This window comes from Nocardioides zeicaulis, assembly GCF_042432345.1.
Classification (GTDB): Bacteria; Actinomycetota; Actinomycetes; order Propionibacteriales; family Nocardioidaceae; genus Nocardioides; species Nocardioides zeicaulis.
The window spans coordinates 838,332-855,331 of record NZ_JBHLXH010000001.1 but is presented as its reverse complement, the minus strand read 5'-3'; the positions used below and the strand labels follow the sequence as shown (position 1 = coordinate 855,331).

Below are 17,000 nucleotides of genomic sequence, written 5' to 3'. Positions count from 1 at the left end.
CGTCGCGGGGACTACCTCCCGATCTTCACCGCGACCTTCGTTCCGCTGCGGACCTCGAGCCTGGCCGGGACGGCCTGGCTGAGCACGGTGCCGCGCCTGGCTGCCCGGGCCTTCGCCTTCGACACCTTGCCGAGCTCGCACCCGGCCTTGTCGAGGGCGGCGCGCGCCCTGGTCACGCTGAGGCCGGTGAGCCTCGGGACCACGCAGTACGTCGCCGGCACCGGCGTGGGGACGTACACCGGCACCTCGACCTGCACCGTCGCGGGTGTCGGGGCGGGCGTCGGGGACGGTGCCGGGGCAGGCGTCGCGGCGGGCGCGCACGCGGCGGCCACGTCGGTGAAGGCGGAGTCGGTCGCGTTGCCGACCAGCGTGTTGCCGCACATGTCGTGCACCGCAGCACCGCTGGCGACGATGCCGACGTTGTTCAGGCTCAGGCTCGAGGAGGACACCCACGCCTCGGAACCCGGACCGGCGACGAAGGCCTGGTTCGAGGTGCTGACGTGCGAGTCGGCGAGCACCACGCGCGTACGTCGCCCGTTGGTCGGCTCGGCCGAGACCCCGGCCGTGCAGTTGTTCGCCAGGTTCACGGCGTGGAGCGTGACGTCGACGAAGACGTCCGGGTTGGCGGTGCCGAGGGGCAGCTCCACCCCGCGCTGGAAGCCCGTGATCGAGACCCCGTCGAGGCGCAGCGAGTTCGCTGCGTTGGCCTTGACGCCGCTGAGGCCGCCGCAGCCGGTGACGGGGTTCGACCCGGTGATGTCGAGGTTGCGGAGCACGACGTCGGCGGTGTCGCTGGCGACGACGACGCCGTTGGTGCCCGTCGCCAGGATCGAGGCCTGGGTGCCCGTGCCGTCGAGGATGATCGACTTGGTGATGGTGACGGCGCCGAAGCCGCCGCTGTCCAGTGCGCTGATGGTGCCGCCGGCGGCGGTCTTGGAGATGGCGCCCGCGAAGGTCTTGCACGGAGCCGTGCGCGAGCACGGGTTGACGTCGTCGCCGACGCCGGACACCCAGGTGCGGGTCGCCTGGGCGTTCGCGGCGGGCGCGGTGAGGGCGATGAGCCCTGCGGACACGATCGAGAGGATGGCGGCGGCGGTGCCGCGGCGGAGGAGTGAGGTTCGCACGCGCGGAAGATGTCACGGTCGGCCGGTGGCCGGCGGGGGAACGGGGGAATCTTCACCGTCCGCGCGACAGCAGCACCATCACCTCGTAGTGGTCGGTGTGGGGGAACATGTCGAGCACGCGTGCCTCCACCGGCCGCCACGACGGCATCGCCGCGAGGTCGCGCGCCAGCGTCACGGCGTTGCACGAGGAGTAGACGACGTGCCGCACCCCTGAGTCCTCCAGCCAGCCGGCCAGGTCCGCTCCGATCCCGCGCCGGGGCGGGTTGACCACGACGAGGTCGGGCAGGGCGCCGGGGTCCGCTGCGAGGGCGTACGCCGTCGCGTCCGCGGCGACGAAGCGCGCCGGCACGCCCAGGTCGGCCGCCGTGGCCCTCGCCGCGTCGACGGCGTCGGCGGAGACCTCCACCCCGAGCAGGTCGCGTCCCGGGGCCGCGAGGTGGAGCGCGAAGCCGCCGACACCGCAGTAGAGGTCCCACACGGTCAGCACGTCGGGGAGGTGGTCGACCCACCGCCGGGCCTGGTCGTAGAGGGCCTCGGCGACCGGGGTGTTGGTCTGGAAGAACGACCTCGGTCCCAGCCGCAGCGTGACGCCGGTGGCCAGGCGCATCGGCAGCACCGCGTCCGGGGTCAGCACGACCTCGCGCTCGCCCTCGAGGACTGCCTTGTGCTCGGGCTGGACGTTGATCGTCACCACCCGCAGCCCCGGCACGGACTCCCGCAGCGCCGGGAGGCGTGAGCGGACCCGGGCCTCCAGCGCGGTAGAGCGCATGACCAGCCGCAGCAGGAGCTCGCCGTCGGGGGACTCGGTGAGCAGCACGTGCTTGAGCTCGCCGGACCGCGCCGCGACGTCGTACGGCACCAGGCCGGCGCTGCTGACCCACGAGGCGATCCGGTCCAGCGCGGCGCGGAGGCCGTCGGAGTGCAGCCCGCAGTCGTGCAGGTCGACGCCGGCGAGGTCCCGGTCCAGGATGCCGAGCGTGGGGGCCTCGACGGAGCCGCCCACCACCATCTTCGCCTTGTTGCGGAAGCCGGCGTCCTCACCTGCGACCGTGGGCAGCCACGTCGGCGCGTCGACGAGCGAGCGGGCGTGCGCCTCCTTGCCGGAGAGCTGCCGGCCCCGCGTGAGGCCCAGCAAGGTGCAGGAGCGGCAGCGGGACGCGTCGAAGTGGTGGCAGCGGGGGACCCCGTCGACGAGCGTGAGGCTGGGCGCCGGCGCCGCGTCAGCCACCGATGCGGGACCCCATCCACTCCTCCACGTCGGCGGAGGTGCGGGGGAGGGAGGCCGAGAGGTTCCGGTTGCCGTCGGCGGTGACGAGGATGTCGTCCTCGATGCGGATGCCGATGCCGCGCAGCTCCTCCGGGACCAGCAGGTCGTCCTCCTGGAAGTAGAGCCCGGGCTCCACGGTGAGCACCATGCCCTCCGCGAGCTCGCCCTTGGGGTAGATGTCGACCGACGCGCGGCCGCAGTCGTGGACGTCCATGCCGAGCATGTGCGAGGTGCCGTGCAGCGTCCACCGCGCGTAGACCTTCGACTCCGGGTCGAGCGCCTCCTCGGCGGAGACCGGGAGCAGCCCCATGTCGGAGAGGCCGTGGGCCAGGACGGACATGGCTGCGTTGTGGGCGGCCAGGAACGCCGCGCCCGGGGCGACGGCGTCGATGCCCGCCTGCTGCGCCTTCTGCACGAGGTCGTAGAGCTCGCGCTGGAGCGGGGTGAACCTGCCGTCGACCGGCAGCGTGCGGGTCACGTCGGCGGTGTAGAGGTTGTGGCCCTCGACGCCCATGTCGAGCAGCACCAGCTTGCCGGGCTCGATGGCACCGGTGTTGTCGATCCAGTGCAGCGTCGTGGCGTGCGAGCCGCCGGCGCAGATCGAGTCGTAGCCGATGTCGTTGCCCATCGCGCGGGCGCGGCGGAAGAAGGTGCCCTCGATCCAGCGCTCGCCGAACTCGCGCACCCGGTCCCACTCGCGCACGGAGTCCTCGAAGCCGAGCGTGGTGATGTCGCACGCCTCCTGGAGCTCGCCGACCTCCCACTCGTCCTTGACCAGCCGCAGCTCGTCGGCGACGCGGGCCAGGTCCTCGTCACGGGTCAGGTCGCGGGTCTTGCGGTCGTCGTCGAAGGACGGCAGGTCCTTGACGTGGCGCACCTCGATGCCGAGGGAGTCGGAGATCTCCTGCGCCGACGGGCGACGACCCGCCCACAGCTCGCCGTACTGGCGGTCGCGGAAGAACTCGTCGCTGTCGCGCTCCGAGCGCGGGCGTGCGTAGAGCACGGACTCGCCGTCGTCGATCACCAGCACGGCGTCGGAGGTCTGGTTGCCCGTGAAGTAGGTGTGGGCGGTGTCGGGCCGGAAGCGGTAGTCGGTGTCGTTGGCGCGCACCTTGAAGGTGCCGGCGGGGAGCACGAGCCGCTCGCCGGGGAACGCCTCGGCCAGGCGGGCACGCCGCGCGGCGGCCCAGTCGGCGACCGGGTGGCGGGGCAGGTCGAGGTCGCGGTTGCCCCATCCCTCACGCATGAACGCGGCGTAGGCGGCCGGCACGGCCGGGTCGTGCGACTCCGTCCGGGGCTCGGCGGCGTCGGTGGCCTGGTCGCCTCCGGCAGCGGTCTCGGCAGGGGTCTCGGCAGTGGGCTCGCTCACGCCGCCACTGTACGACGCGCGCGCGGGCGCCGGAGAGGGCCGTGCCCCCTCCGCGGGGGTGCGGCGGAGCGGTGACGACCGGCACTGCTCCGTTAGGGTCGGGCCATGCACCGGGCCCGACGCGACAGTGTCGCCTTCACCATCGTGGTGGGCGTGCTCGTGCTGCTCGGCGGGCTCGCGATGGCGGTGGTCGTCGGCCTGTCCGGAGCACCGGGATCACTGGCCCTCGCCGCCGTGCTGGCCGCCGTCCCCGTCGGGCCCCTGGTCGGCTGCTTCATGTGGCTCGACCGCTACGAGCCCGAGCCCCGCAGCCTCCTCGTCGCCGGCCTGCTCTGGGGGGCCTTCGTGGCCACGGCCGCGGCGCTCGTGTTCCAGGGCATCGGCATCGCCGGCGGCACCAGCGAGCGCGAGAGCCTGAGCGTGCTCGCGCCCGTCACCGAGGAGGCGACCAAGGGCGCGTTCCTGCTGCTCCTGCTCTGGTGGCGCCGCCACGAGCTCGACGGCGTCCTCGACGGGATCGTCTACGCCGGCATGGTCGGCGTCGGCTTCGCCTTCACCGAGAACATCCTCTACCTCGCGGCCGCCTACGACGGCACCGACGGCCTGGGCCCCGGCGGCACCAGCGCCCTCACCGCGACGTTCGTGCTTCGCTGCCTGATCAGCCCGTTCGCGCACCCCTTCTTCACCGCGTTCACCGGCATCGGTGTGGGGCTCGCGATCGCCTCGCGCCGCCCGGTCGTCCGGTTCCTCGCCCCCGTGGCGGGGCTGGTCGTCGCGGCGCTGCTCCACTCCGCCTGGAACACCTCGACGCTCTCGGGCACCGGCCACTTCTTCGTCGTCTACGGCACGCTCATGCTGCCGGCGTTCGTCGCCGTCGTCGCCTTCGCGGTCTACCGCCGGCGCTCCGAGCGGCCGATGCTCGCCGCGGCCCTGCAGGACGCCGCCGACCGCGGCCTGCTCCCCGCCACCGACATCCCGTGGCTGGTCGACCTCCGCGCCCGCCGGCACGCGCGCCGCTGGGCCCGCCAGCAGGGCGGGCCGCAAGGGGAGCGCGCGATGCGCGCGTACCAGGCGTCCGCGGTGGAGCTCGGCTACCTCCACCACCGCTACCTGCGCGGCACGGCGCCGTCCGACTTCTCCGTGCGCGGCCAGGAGCACGTCGTGGCCCTGCGGACCATCCGCCCTTACATCTCCTTCCCCGGACAGGTGGTGCCGACCCGATGACCGAGTCCGACCAGACCCCCGACCAGGCCAGCGAGCAGGGTCTCGACGAGACGGCCGACCAGACGTCGTTCCCCGGACGCCGTACGCCCGATGCCGCGACCGCGATGGTCACCGCCCTGGTCCGGCTGCGTGGCGCGCTGCAGGACGCCCGGCTCCCGCTCGACCTGCCGGGGGCCGAGGAGCAGCGCACGTCGCGCACCGAGATGGTCGACCAGCTCGAGGACTACGTCATCCCGCGCCTGATGACCCTCGACGCCCCGCTGCTCGCGGTCGTCGGCGGGTCCACCGGCGCCGGCAAGTCGACGCTCGTGAACTCGATCGTCGGCACCCGGGTGACCACCCCCGGCGTGCTGCGCCCCACGACGCGCTCGCCCGTCCTGGTGCACCACCCCGACGACGCGCGGTGGTTCGGCCAGGATCGGCTGCTGCCCGAGCTCGAGCGGGTCACCCGCCAGACCAACGACCCCGATGCCCTCCAGCTCGTGGCGTCGCCGGCGATGACGCCCGGTCTGGCCATCCTCGACGCCCCCGACATCGACTCGGTGGAGGAGCGCAACCGCGTGCTGGCCGCGCAGCTGCTCGCCGCGGCCGACCTGTGGCTGTTCGTGACCTCGGCGGCGCGCTACGCCGACCAGGTGCCGTGGGACTTCCTGCGCAAGGCCGCCGAGCGGTCCGCGGCCGTCGCCATCGTGCTCGACCGGACCCCGCAGGAGGCGGTGGAGACGATCTCGACCCACCTCGCGCGGATGCTGGCCAGCCGTGGGCTCAAGGACTCGCCGCTGTTCGTCGTCGAGGAGGGACCGGTCTCCGAGATGGGGCTGCTGCCCTCGTCGGCGGTCGTCGACGTGCGCTCCTGGCTGCAGGCGCTGGCCGACGACCAGGAGGCGCGCGCCGCCGTCGTGCAGCAGACCCTCGACGGCGCGATCCGCACGCTCGCGCGGCGTACGCACTCGGTCGCCGACGCCGCCACCGAGCAGACCGACGCCGTGCGTCGGCTGCGCGAGGACGCCAACGAGGCCTACGACCGCGCCGTCACCGCCATCGGCGAGGCGTCGGCCGACGGCACGCTGCTGCGCGGCGAGGTGCTCGCGCGCTGGCAGGAGTTCGTCGGCACCGGCGAGCTGCTCAAGTCGCTGGAGACCCGCGTCGGCTGGATCCGCGACCGCGTGGTCAACGCCGTCAAGGGCAAGCCGCAGCAGGCCGAGCGGGTCACGGTCGCGGTGGAGTCCGGCCTGGAGACCCTCGTGCTCGAGCACGCCGAGGCGGCCGCCGAGCGCGCCGAGGCCGGGTGGCGCAGCACCGCCGCGGGGCAGGCGCTGCTCGCCGACGCCGGCGAGGACCTCGGCCGGGCCTCGCGCGACTTCCGCCGCCGCGCCGAGCGTGCTGTGCGCGACTGGCAGGCCGACGTGCTCGAGATGGTCCGCACCGAGGGCGCCGACAAGCGTTCGACCGCGCGCTTCCTCGCCTTCGGCGTCAACGGCCTGTCCGTGGCCCTGATGGTGGTCGTCTTCGCCCACACCGCCGGCGTCACCGGTGCGGAGGCCGGGATCGCCGGCGGCTCCGCCGTGCTCGGGCAGAAGCTCCTCGAGGCCGTCTTCGGCGACCAGGCGGTCCGCTCGCTGGCCGAGCGGGCGCGCCAGCGGCTGCAGGTGTCGGTGACCGAGCTGCTCGACAGCGAGCGCCGCCGCTACACCGACCTGCTCGACAGCCTGGAGGTCTCCCCGGACGCCCCGGAGCGCATGCGGTCGGCGGCCCGCAAGGTCGACGACCTGCGCTATGCCGCAACCCACACCCCCTCGGTTTCGGACAGCGGTGGCGGGGCCCCCTAGGGTTGGGGTCGAGGAAGTCCACCGGGTGCAGTGAGGGAGTCATGACGTCGTTGCTCGAAGGGGCCAAGAAGCTGGTCACCAGGAGCTCTGACGTGGGTGCCCGGGTGGCGGGCCTCGAGCGTGCCGCTGCCGCGTCCCGCGGCCGGGTCGACGACGCGGTCGTCGACCAGGCCCAGCAGGTCGCCGACCGGGCCGCCAGTCGGCTCCGGCTCTCCGCCGACCACACGGTGGTCGCGCTCGCCGGCGCCACGGGCTCCGGCAAGTCCTCGACGTTCAACGCCCTCACCCAGCTCGAGCTGTCCGCGGTCGGCGTGCGCCGTCCGACGACGTCGTGGGCCACGGCGTGCGTGTGGGGCAAGGAGGGGGCCGAGGAGCTGCTGGAGTGGCTCGGCATCCCGGCCCGTCACCAGGTCACCCGCGACTCGATGCTCTCGAAGGCCGACGAGGACGCCGAGATGCGCGGCGTCGTGCTGCTCGACCTCCCCGACCACGACTCCACCGAGGTCTCCCACCACCTCGAGGTCGAGCGGCTCGTGCAGCTCGCCGACCTGATGGTGTGGGTGCTCGACCCGCAGAAGTACGCCGACGCCGCGATCCACGACCGCTTCCTCAAGCCGCTGGCCGGCCACCGCGACGTGATGCTCGTGGTGCTCAACCACATCGACACCGTGCCGGAGGACCGTCGTGCGTCGATGGTCGACGACGTACGCCGGCTGCTCGAGGCCGACGGCCTGCAGGGCGTCCCGGTGGTGCCGGTCAGCGCCCGCAACGGCTGGGGCGTCGACGAGCTCCGCGCGATGATCGTCAAGCGGGTCGCGGAGAAGAAGGTCACCCGGGCGCGCCTCGAGGCCGACGTCCGCACCGCCGCCGAGCGGCTCCAGGAGGCTGTCGGCACGGGCAAGGCCCCCACCCTGTCCAAGGAGCGGGTCGCGGCCCTCGACGACGCGTTCAGCGAGGCCGCCGGCGTCCCGACCGTCGTGCAGGCGGTCGCCGACTCGACCCGCCTGCGCGCCAACCGCGCCACCGGCTGGCCGGTGACAGCCTGGTTCTCGCGGCTCAAGCCCGACCCGCTGAAGCGCCTCCACCTCGACCTCGGCAGCGCCGGCAAGGCGCTCACCGGCACCGCCCGCACGTCGGTCCCGAAGGCCACCGGCGTCCAGCGGGCCCGGGTCGACACCGAGGTGCGGGCTCTCGCCGACCAGGTGGGGGAGGGGATGGCGCCGTCCTGGGCGGCCGCGATCCGCAGCGCGTCGGTCTCGCGCCTGCCCGACCTCGGCGACCGGCTCGACCGGGCCGTCGCCTCCACCGACCTCGGCGCCGACCGGATCCCGGCGTGGGCCGGGCTGGTGCGGGTGCTGCAGTACCTCCTGATCCTCTCCGCGATCGTCGGGGCCGGGTGGCTGGGGCTGCTCGCCCTCAACAGCTACGCGCGCCTGCCGGACATCCCGACCCCGGAGGTCGGCGCCTTCCCGCTGCCCACCCTCCTGCTGGTCGGGGGGATCCTGCTCGGGCTGCTGCTCGCGCTGGTCTGCCGCTGGCTGGTCGCGATGACCGCCCGCAAGCGGGCCCGCACGGCCGACAAGCGCCTGCGCGACGCGATCTCGGAGGTCTCGCAGGAGGTCGTCGTCGCACCGGTGCAGGCCGAGCTCGCCTCCTACGCCGAGGTGCGCGAGGCGCTCTCCGCCGCGCTGCGCTGAGGATCGCGGGCCACCGACCGTCCACAGGTCGGCAGTCCCGTCCGCTGTCCACAGGGCGAAGGGGGCACGGCTCGCGGCTGTCGGTCGCGCTGCGCAGTCTGGTGCGACCGCGACGGGTCGGCCGTCGCCAGACACGGGAGCGCACCATGAACGACACCCAGATCACCCTGACCGGACTGGTCGGGGGCGAGGTCACCCTCCGCGAGCTCTCCGGCGACCGGTGCGTGGCGTCCTTCCGTGTCGCCTGCACCCCGAGCCGGTTCCGCGACGGCGAGTGGGTGCGGGGCACGCCGTCGTGGCACACGGTCAAGGCGTGGAACCGGCTCGCCCGCAACGTCGCCGACTCGCTCCACACCGGCGAGCCGGTCATCGTCCACGGCCGGCTGGTCGCCGACGTGTGGGACCGCGAGGGAAAGCCGCAGACCTCCTTCGAGGTCGTCGCCAGTTCCGTCGGCCACGACCTGACCCAGGGCACGAGCGTCCTCACCCGCCCGGCACGGGAGGTGGCCGACGGGCCCGCCACCGGGACGGACGAGCCCCGGGCCGCCTGAGGCAGGTCCGCGGGAGTGCGATTGTCGGCGCGGGGGCGCTTCCCCGTAGGCTCGCCCGCATGGCTGAGTACGTCTTCACGCTGCGCAACGTGCGCAAGGCCCACGGTGACAAGGTCGTCCTCGACAACGTCACCCTCTCGTTCCTCCACGGGGCCAAGATCGGAGTCGTCGGCCCCAACGGCGCCGGCAAGTCCACGCTGTTCAAGATCATGGCCGGGCTCGAGCACGCCAACAACGGCGACGCGATCAAGGACCCCGAGGCCACGGTCGGCATGCTCCAGCAGGAGCCGCCGCTGACCGAGGGCAAGACGGTCCTGGAGAACGTCGAGGAGGCCGTCGCCGAGCTCAAGGGCAAGATGAAGCGCCTCGAGGAGGCGTACATGGAGATGGGCGAGCCCGACGCCGACCAGGACGCCCTGATGCAGGAGACCGGCGACCTGCAGACCGAGCTCGACAACGCCAACGCGTGGGACCTCGACAGCCGGCTCGACCAGGCCATGGACGCCCTGCGCTGCCCGCCGCCGGACGCGATCGTCGACAACCTCTCCGGTGGTGAGCGCCGCCGCGTCGCGCTGTGCAAGCTGCTGCTCGAGCAGCCCGACCTGCTGCTCCTCGACGAGCCCACCAACCACCTCGACGCCGAGTCGGTGCAGTGGCTCGAGGGCCACCTCAAGACCTACCCCGGCGCCGTCATGGCGATCACCCACGACCGGTACTTCCTCGACAACGTCGCCGAGTGGATCGCCGAGGTCGACCGCGGCCAGATCCACGGCTACGAGGGCAACTACTCGACCTACCTCGAGACCAAGCGCGACCGCCTCAAGGTCGAGGGCCAGAAGGACGCCAAGCGCGCCAAGATGCTCGAGAAGGAGCTGGAGTGGGTCCGCTCCAACGCCAAGGCCCGCCAGACCAAGAGCCGGTCGCGTCTCGCGCGTTACGAGGAGATGGCGGCCGAGGCCGACCGGATGCGCAAGATCGACACGTCCGAGATCAACATCCCGGCCGGTCCGCGCCTGGGTGACATCGTGCTCGAGGCCGACGACCTCGAGAAGGGCTTCGAGGGCCGCACCCTCATGCACGACCTGTCCTTCAAGCTCCCGCGCGCCGGCATCGTCGGCGTGATCGGTCCCAACGGCGTCGGCAAGACCACGCTGTTCCGGATGATCACCGGCCAGGAGGAGCCCGACGCGGGCGACCTCAAGGTCGGTCAGACCGTCAAGATCTCCTACGTGGACCAGACCCGCGGCGGCATCGACCCCAACAAGAACGTGTGGGAGGTCGTCTCCGACGGGCTGGACTTCATCAAGGTCGCGAACTTCGAGATGAACTCGCGCGCCTACGTCGCCTCGTTCGGCTTCAAGGGCCCCGACCAGCAGAAGAAGGCCGGCGTGCTCTCCGGTGGAGAGCGCAACCGCCTCAACCTGGCGCTGACGCTGAAGATGGGCGGCAACATGCTGCTCCTCGACGAGCCCACCAACGACCTCGACGTCGAGACCCTGTCCTCCCTTGAGGACGCGCTGCTCGAGTTCCCCGGCTGCGCCGTGGTCACCTCCCACGACCGGTGGTTCCTCGACCGTGTCGCCACCCACATCCTCGCGTGGGAGGGCGACGACAAGGACCCGGCCAAGTGGTTCTGGTTCGAGGGCAACTTCGCCTCCTACGAGGAGAACAAGATCGAGCGTCTCGGCATCGACGCCGCGCGACCGCACCGGGTCACGCACCGCCGCCTGACCCGCGACTGACCCGCGCCACCCGCCGGCGCGCCCGCCCGGTGCCCGCGCCGGCGCTGGCGCGCCGGCGTTGCTTCACCATGGCATGTCGTCGGACCTGCACTTCCCCCACGCCGTTGCGTGAGGGACGTGCGGTACGTCCCCACATCCCATGGCGAAGCGGCAGCGCCGGCGGGGTCGTCAGCGGAGCTCGGACTCCGGGTGCCGGGCGACGAGGTGGTCGGCGACGCGGTCGAAGACGCGTCCGACGGCCGCGAAGTCGTCGGGGTCGACCAGGTCGACCATGTTGCGCCGCACGCTCTCGACGTGGCAGGGCGCGGCCCGCACCAGCAGGTCGTACCCCTCGGGGGTCATGGTGGCGACGACGCCGCGGCCGTCCTCGGGCGTGGTGCCGCGGGTGACGTAGCCGGCGCCCTCCATCCGGGCGACCGTGTGGGTCACCCGGCTGCGCGAGTGCGCCATCGCGTCGGCGAGCTGCGCCATCCGCATGGCACGTCCCGGACGCTCGGAGAGCCGCACCAGCACCTCGTACTCGGTGAGCGACATCCCGAACTCACGCGACAGGTCGTCGTCCAGCCGCTCGAGCAGCAGGGTCATCCCCATCATCAACGCGCGCCACGAGCGCTGCTGCCCGTCGTCGAGCCAGCGCACCTCCCCCTCAGACGTCATGGGGAGAGCCTAGTGTCAGGCGGTCCGCTCGAGGATGAGCGCCATGCCCTGACCGCCGCCGACGCACATGGTGATCAGGCCGGTGGACTTGTCGTGCCAGTCCAGGCTGTTGATCATCGTGTTCTGCAGGCGCGCGCCGGTCATGCCGAACGGGTGGCCCACGGCGATCGCGCCGCCGTTGACGTTGAGCCGGTCGAGGTCGATGCCCAGCTCCTGGTAGGACGGCACCACCTGCGCGGCGAACGCCTCGTTGATCTCCACGAGGTCGATGTCGTCGATGGTCATCCCGGCGTGCTTGAGCGCGTTGCGGGTCGCCTCGACAGGGCCGAGGCCCATGATCTCGGGGGAGAGGCCGGAGACCCCGGTCGAGACGATGCGCGCGAGCGGGGTGAGCCCGAGCTCCGCGGCGCGGGTGTCGGACATGACGACCACGGCGGCCGCGCCGTCGTTGAGCGCGCAGCAGTTGCCGGCGGTGACGACGCCATCGGGGCGGAAGACCGGGTCGAGGCCGGCGATGCCCTCGTAGGTCACCCCGGCGCGGGGTCCGTCGTCCTTGGTCACGACGGTGCCGTCGGGAGTGGTGACCGGGGTGATCTCGCGCTCCCAGAAGCCGTCGGCGATGGCCTTCTCGGCCAGGTTCTGCGAGCGCACGGCGAACTCGTCGAGCTCCTTGCGGTCCAGGCCGCGCAGCCGGGCGACGTTCTCGGCCGTCTGCCCCATCGCGATGTAGATGTCGGGGAGCTCGCCGTCCTCGCGCGGGTCGCGCCAGGCTTGGCCGCCCTGGGCGTACGCGTCGGTGCGGGCGCCGGCGGCCTCGAAGAGCGGGTTGCGGGTGCCGGGGATGTGGTCGGAGGTGCCCTTGGCGAAGCGCGACACCGTCTCGACACCGGCGGAGACGAACACGTCGCCCTCGCCCGCCTTGATGGCGTGGAAGGCCATCCGGGTGGTCTGCACCGAGGAGGAGCAGTAGCGGGTGACGGTGGCGCCCGGGACCTCGAGCCCCAGCAGGGTGGTGACCACGCGCGCCATGTTGTTGCCCGACTCGCCGCCCGGGAGGCCGCACCCGAGCAGCAGGTCCTCGATCGTCGTCGGGTCGAGGGCGGGGATCTTGTCGAGCGCGGCCTGCACCACCAGTGCGGTGAGGTCGTCGGGCCGGAAGTCCTTCAGCGAGCCCTTGTTGGCGCGGCCGATGGGGGAGCGCGCTGCGGAAACGATCACTGCCTCGGGCATGGAGAACTCCGGTCACGGGTCGGTCGAACGGTCTCCCGGAACCCTAGTCCGCGACCGGTGGGGGCGGAACGTGCGCGGGTGTGGCCACCGTCACGCCGGAGCGTCGTCGCCGCCAAGACCGGCGAGGAGCTGCTCGACGCTCTCGGCGACGAAGTCCTGCCGCGTCCCGACGGGCTGCAGGAGCGAGGCCAGCAGCACGCCGTCGAGGGCAGCCACCAGCGTCTCCGCCGAGGCGCGGCCGTCCTTCCCTGCTCCGGCCAGGACCTGGTGGACGGTGCGGACGAGGTCCTCGCGCCACAGGTGGAACCGCTCGGCGAGCACGGTGTCGCGGGTGGCGGCGACGGTGAGCTCGAGGCGCGCCATCAGCAGGTCGGGCTGCTCCAGCCACTGCGAGAACAGCCCGGACACCTCGGCCACCGCCCGCTCGTGGTCGCCCGGACAGTCCGCGAGGCGCTCGCCGAGCGCCTCGACGTCGGCGGCGAGGCGGTGGGCCACGAAGTCACCGAGCGCCCCGAGCAGCGCCCCGCGGGTGCGGAAGTACGCCGAGCTGGTGCCCTCCGGGAGGCCGGCCTGCCGGTCGACCGCGCGGTGCGTCAGGCCCCGGTTGCCCTGCTGGGCCAGGACCGACGTCGCGGCGCCAAGGATCGTGCGCCGACGCGGTGTCAGCTGCTGGTCGGCGGGGGTCATCCGGCTCCTCTCGGGGGCGCGCGTGCGGCGGTGACGCAGGACACTACCCACGCCCCTTGCACTACAGGTGTAGAAGAGTATGGTTCTACATACGTAGAAGTTCTTCATCTGTAGAAAGGAATCGATCATGCAGCTCATCGACCCCGCCGCAGCCATCACCCTCCTCGTCGTCGTCGGCATCGCCGCCGTGGCCGCCATCGCGATGGCCGCGGTCGTGCTCCCCGCCACCCTCCGCTCGACCCGCCAGGACCGCCAGGCGCGTCACGAGTCCATCCCCGCGTACTACGGGAAGCTCCACTTCGCCCACTGATCCCCGGCTGATCCCCGGCGGATCGCCACCGGATCGCCACGGCGAGTGACCCCGTCCCGACCCACGCCCCGAGCGCGCACTCTGCGACGATCGGGGCGTGCGTCATCTCTACCGCTGCCCGCTGAGGTGGGCCGACCTCGACCTGCTGGGCCACGTCAACAACGTCACCTACGTGGACTACCTCCAGGAGGCGCGGGTCGACATGTTCCGCACCCACGTCCCGGAGAGCCGGGGTGACGACCTCGCCGAGGGGGTCGTGGTGGTGCGCCACGAGGTCACCTACGTCTCCTCGCTGACCTTCAGCCCCGAGCCGGTCTCGGTCGAGTGCTGGGTGACCGAGATCCGTGCCGCCAGCTTCACCATGGCCTACGAGGTCTTCCACGAGGACGCCCCGGGTGAGCGCACCGTCTACCTCCGCGCCCGCACCGTCCTGACGCCCTACGTTTTCGCCACCGAGCGCCCGCGCCGGCTCCACGACGCCGAGCGCGCGTCGCTGACGCGCCTCCTCGAGCCCGAGGAGCCGGTGCGCCCGACGCGGGCCCCCGAGGTCGTGGACGTGCCGGGCGGGCAGTACCCGGTCCACGTGCGGTTCAGTGACGTCGACGTCTACGGCCACGTCAACAACGTGAAGTACTTCGAGTACTTCCAGGAGGCGCGCATCCAGCTGCTCACCTCGCAGGGCCGCGACCTCGGCGACGGCTACCACCTCGTCGTGGCGCAGACCGACGTCGACTACCGGCGTCCGATCCTCTTCCGCGCCGAGCCCTACGACTGCCGCACCTGGGTCTCACGCATCGGCAGCACCTCGGTGGTCTTCGAGTCGGTGGTGCGCGACGGCGACCAGCTGCTCGCGCGGGCCCGCGTGGTGGGCGTGTGCATCGACAGCGCGACCGGGCGGACCGCCCCGGTGCCCGAGGAGTTCCGGGCCGTCACTCCAGGGTGTTGACCATGAACTGCGCCGCGTGGGTGACGTAGTCCCAGAACCGCTCGTCCTGCTCGGGGGTCAGGTCGGCCGCGTCGAGGCCGGCGCGGAAGTGCACCAGCCAGTGCTGGGCCGCCTCGGGCGTCACCTTGAAGGGCGCGTGCCGCATCCGCAGGCGCGGGTGCCCCCGGGTCTCGGAGTACGTCGACGGGCCGCCCCAGTACTGCTGCAGGAACAGCCGGAACCGCTCCTCGGCCGGACCGAGGTCCTCCTCGGGATACATCGGCCGCAGCACGTCGTCACCGGCCACGCCCTCGTAGAAGCGGTGGACGATGGTGCGGATCGTCTCCTCGCCGCCGATCTCGTCGTAGAACGTGGTCACCGTCTCATTGTCCCGCGCCGGCCGCGGCCGGCCGCGCCGGGGGCCGGACGGGCCGGGGTCAGGCGTCCTCGGTCGGCTCCGCCGACGCGGCCGAGGCGGCGCTCTCCTGCCAGATCACGCGCTGCGCGACCGCGAGGTTGATGCCCTCGTTCTCGAAGCGCACCTTGACCCGCTCCCGCATCGCCCGCGCGACGGCCCACTGCTCGAGCGGGGCGGTCTTGAGGGTGACGCGGACGACGATGCCGTCGACGCCGAGCGACTCCACGCCCCAGACCTCCGGCGGCTCGACGATCAGGCCCTTGAAGTCCTCGTCGTCCCACAGGTCGTGGGCCACCTCGTCGAGCACGCGCCGGACCTTCACGAGGTCCTCGGTGTAGCCGACGGTCACGTCGAGCACGGTGCGCGCCCAGTTCTGGCTCATGTTGCCCACGCGCAGGATCTCGCCGTTGCGGACGTACCAGACCGTCCCGTTGACGTCGCGCAGCCGGGTGACGCGCAGGCTGACGGCCTCGACCGTGCCGGAGGCCTCGCCCAGGTCGACGACGTCGCCGACGCCGTACTGGTCCTCGAAGATCATGAAGATGCCGGACAGGAAGTCCTTGACCAGCGTCTGGGAGCCGAAGCCGAGCGCGACCCCGATGATGCCGGCGCTGGCGATCAGCGGGGCGATGTCGTAGCCGAGCTCGGAGATGAACATCAGCGCGACGACGGTGAAGACGACGCCGCTCACGATGCTCTTGAGCAGCGACCCCATGGTCGCGGCGCGCTGGACCCGCCGGGTGGCGCCGGGGTCCTCGGTGAGGTTGAGCGCGGCGCCCATCCGGCCGCCAGTGATCGCGCGGCTCACCCGGTCGGGCAGCATCCCGGTCTCCGCGCGCCGGGTCACCCGGTCGATGAGCCGGTGGAGCAGCCACCGGACCAGGAGCCCGATCACGACCAGTCCCACGAGGGCGCTGGGCTTGCCGACGACCCAGTCGGCCACCTCGGCCAGGCGGGAGTCGCCGGTCTGCTCGAAGACCCAGTGGCAGATGTTCTCGCCGTCCTCGCAAGCACTGGTCGTGGTGCTTCCGGAGCTCTCGGCCGCGGCGATGATCGTGGTCGTGAGGGGGTGGGACATGCGGGCCAGTATGGGCGATACCCTTGTCCCCGTGAGCACCCCCGTCAGCCCCTCCCGTCCCGAGCGGACCCGCGGCGCCCGTCGCGCCGGCCGCCTGGCCGTCCTCGCCGCCACGCCCGCGCTCGCCCTCCTGGCCGCGCCCGCGCAGGCCGACGTGCCGGAGGGCTGGGGTGGCGAGACGACCCAGCTCGAGCCCGACCTGCTGCACGCCCTCGGCCTCTACCTCGGCGCCCCGCTCCTGCTGTTCGTGCTCATCGCGCTCGCCGTGTTCCTGCCCGCGATGATCCGCGGCGAGAAGCTCCTGCCGACCCACGAGCACGGCGAGGGCCAGTGGATCGGCGGTCCCCGCCAGGGCATCGCCGAGCTGCCCGCCCCCGACGGCGAGGACTCCCGAGCGGGTGGGGCACGTGGCAGCTGGTGAGCTGCTGAGCGAGAGCGACCGCCTCGCTCTCGACCGCTCCATCCGTCTCGCCGAGCAGTCCTGCCGGTTCGAGTTCTCGGTCTACGTCGGCCCCACCGACGGGGACGACACCCGCGCCTGGGCGACCCGCCTGCACAACCGGCTGGTCGCGCCGGCCCGCAGCGTGCTGATCCTCGTCGACCCGGGACGCCGGGTGATCGAGGTCGTCACCGGTGGCGAGGTGCGCCGTCACCTCACCGACGGCGAGGTCGAGCTCGCCGTGCTCGCCATGTCCTCGGAGTTCGCCTCCGGCACCCTGCTGGGCGGCCTGCAGCGCGGCATCGCGATGCTCGCCGACCACGCCCGCCCGCAGAACACCCTGCACGCCTGACCCCGGGCCGGCGCGGACGTCCCCGATCGCGGGACACTCGCGCCGACTCGGCGTGGTCGGCGGGACACTCGCGCCGACTCGGCGTGATCCGGCGGGACACG

The 17,000-nt window shown here is 72.6% G+C and carries 17 protein-coding genes; 9 read left to right on the top strand and 8 right to left on the bottom strand.

The genetic code is table 11. From position 1 onward, the window contains the following. Positions 1–11: 11 nt before the first annotated feature. Genes ACFFJG_RS04190 through ACFFJG_RS04180 form a run of 3 tightly spaced genes read right to left on the bottom strand, consistent with a single transcriptional unit; the run spans position 12 to position 3,760 of the window. Positions 12–1,124: a PASTA domain-containing protein gene (locus tag ACFFJG_RS04190; RefSeq protein WP_378517346.1), complete on the bottom strand. Its 1,113-nt coding sequence runs from the start codon at positions 1,122–1,124 to the stop codon at positions 12–14. A 52-nt stretch (positions 1,125–1,176) separates the two neighbouring features. Further along, positions 1,177–2,352, bottom strand: a complete 1,176-nt coding sequence (locus tag ACFFJG_RS04185) for a methyltransferase domain-containing protein (RefSeq protein ID WP_378517345.1) — start codon at positions 2,350–2,352, stop codon at positions 1,177–1,179. After that, entirely contained in the window at positions 2,345–3,760 is a 1,416-nt protein-coding gene (locus ACFFJG_RS04180) for an aminopeptidase P family protein (RefSeq protein ID WP_378517344.1), read from the bottom strand. The genes ACFFJG_RS04185 and ACFFJG_RS04180 overlap by 8 nt, the downstream gene beginning before the upstream one ends. Positions 3,761–3,865: 105 nt before the next feature. Here ACFFJG_RS04180 and ACFFJG_RS04175 point away from each other — a divergent pair, with 105 nt between their 5' ends. The 5 genes from ACFFJG_RS04175 (at position 3,866) to ettA (ending at position 10,803) form a co-directional block, all read left to right on the top strand. Beyond that, positions 3,866–4,984: a PrsW family intramembrane metalloprotease gene (locus ACFFJG_RS04175; protein WP_378517343.1), complete on the top strand. Its 1,119-nt coding sequence runs from the start codon at positions 3,866–3,868 to the stop codon at positions 4,982–4,984. Next, the gene (locus ACFFJG_RS04170; RefSeq protein ID WP_378517342.1) at positions 4,981–6,813 is read left to right on the top strand and encodes a dynamin family protein; all 1,833 of its coding nucleotides are present in this window, start codon (positions 4,981–4,983) and stop codon (positions 6,811–6,813) included. The genes ACFFJG_RS04175 and ACFFJG_RS04170 overlap by 4 nt, the downstream gene beginning before the upstream one ends. Before the next feature lie 92 nt (positions 6,814–6,905). Beyond that, positions 6,906–8,510 (top strand): YfjP family GTPase, encoded by a 1,605-nt coding sequence (locus ACFFJG_RS04165; protein WP_378517341.1) that lies wholly within the window; start codon positions 6,906–6,908, stop codon positions 8,508–8,510. Positions 8,511–8,656: 146 nt separating this feature from the next. Continuing rightward, positions 8,657–9,061 (top strand): single-stranded DNA-binding protein, encoded by a 405-nt coding sequence (locus ACFFJG_RS04160; protein WP_378517340.1) that lies wholly within the window; start codon positions 8,657–8,659, stop codon positions 9,059–9,061. Positions 9,062–9,120: 59 nt separating this feature from the next. Then, on the top strand, positions 9,121–10,803 hold the full coding sequence (ettA, locus tag ACFFJG_RS04155) for an energy-dependent translational throttle protein EttA (protein WP_378517339.1): 1,683 nt from the start codon (positions 9,121–9,123) through the stop codon (positions 10,801–10,803). Between the two features lie 168 nt (positions 10,804–10,971). Here the strand turns inward: ettA and ACFFJG_RS04150 are convergent, their stop codons facing one another. The 3 genes from ACFFJG_RS04150 to ACFFJG_RS04140 form a co-directional block, all read right to left on the bottom strand. Then, positions 10,972–11,460, bottom strand: a complete 489-nt coding sequence (locus tag ACFFJG_RS04150; protein ID WP_378517338.1) for a MarR family winged helix-turn-helix transcriptional regulator — start codon at positions 11,458–11,460, stop codon at positions 10,972–10,974. Between the two features lie 15 nt (positions 11,461–11,475). Next, positions 11,476–12,690, bottom strand: a complete 1,215-nt coding sequence (locus tag ACFFJG_RS04145; RefSeq protein ID WP_378517337.1) for an acetyl-CoA C-acetyltransferase — start codon at positions 12,688–12,690, stop codon at positions 11,476–11,478. Positions 12,691–12,780: 90 nt separating this feature from the next. Next, positions 12,781–13,377, bottom strand: a complete 597-nt coding sequence (locus tag ACFFJG_RS04140; protein WP_378517336.1) for a TetR/AcrR family transcriptional regulator — start codon at positions 13,375–13,377, stop codon at positions 12,781–12,783. A 127-nt stretch (positions 13,378–13,504) separates the two neighbouring features. Here ACFFJG_RS04140 and ACFFJG_RS04135 point away from each other — a divergent pair, with 127 nt between their 5' ends. Then, positions 13,505–13,687, top strand: a complete 183-nt coding sequence (locus tag ACFFJG_RS04135) for a hypothetical protein (protein ID WP_378517335.1) — start codon at positions 13,505–13,507, stop codon at positions 13,685–13,687. Between the two features lie 97 nt (positions 13,688–13,784). Continuing rightward, entirely contained in the window at positions 13,785–14,633 is an 849-nt protein-coding gene (locus ACFFJG_RS04130) for an acyl-CoA thioesterase (protein ID WP_378517334.1), read from the top strand. Here ACFFJG_RS04130 and ACFFJG_RS04125 read toward each other — a convergent pair. After that, positions 14,617–14,991 carry a globin gene (locus ACFFJG_RS04125; RefSeq protein WP_378517333.1) on the bottom strand — a complete coding sequence of 125 codons (375 nt, stop codon included), beginning with the start codon at positions 14,989–14,991 and terminating at the stop codon, positions 14,617–14,619. The two genes, ACFFJG_RS04130 and ACFFJG_RS04125, sit on opposite strands and share 17 nt — an antisense overlap. Before the next feature lie 58 nt (positions 14,992–15,049). After that, on the bottom strand, positions 15,050–16,108 hold the full coding sequence (locus ACFFJG_RS04120) for a mechanosensitive ion channel family protein (protein ID WP_378517332.1): 1,059 nt from the start codon (positions 16,106–16,108) through the stop codon (positions 15,050–15,052). A gap of 31 nt (positions 16,109–16,139) precedes the next feature. Here ACFFJG_RS04120 and ACFFJG_RS04115 point away from each other — a divergent pair, with 31 nt between their 5' ends. Beyond that, a complete protein-coding gene (locus tag ACFFJG_RS04115; RefSeq protein WP_378517331.1) occupies positions 16,140–16,529 on the top strand; it encodes a hypothetical protein in 390 nt (129 codons plus the stop codon). Beyond that, complete coding sequence (locus ACFFJG_RS04110) at positions 16,516–16,899, top strand: DUF5130 family protein (RefSeq protein ID WP_378517330.1); 384 nt, start codon at positions 16,516–16,518, stop codon at positions 16,897–16,899. The genes ACFFJG_RS04115 and ACFFJG_RS04110 overlap by 14 nt, the downstream gene beginning before the upstream one ends. The last annotated feature ends 101 nt before the right edge of the window (positions 16,900–17,000 follow it).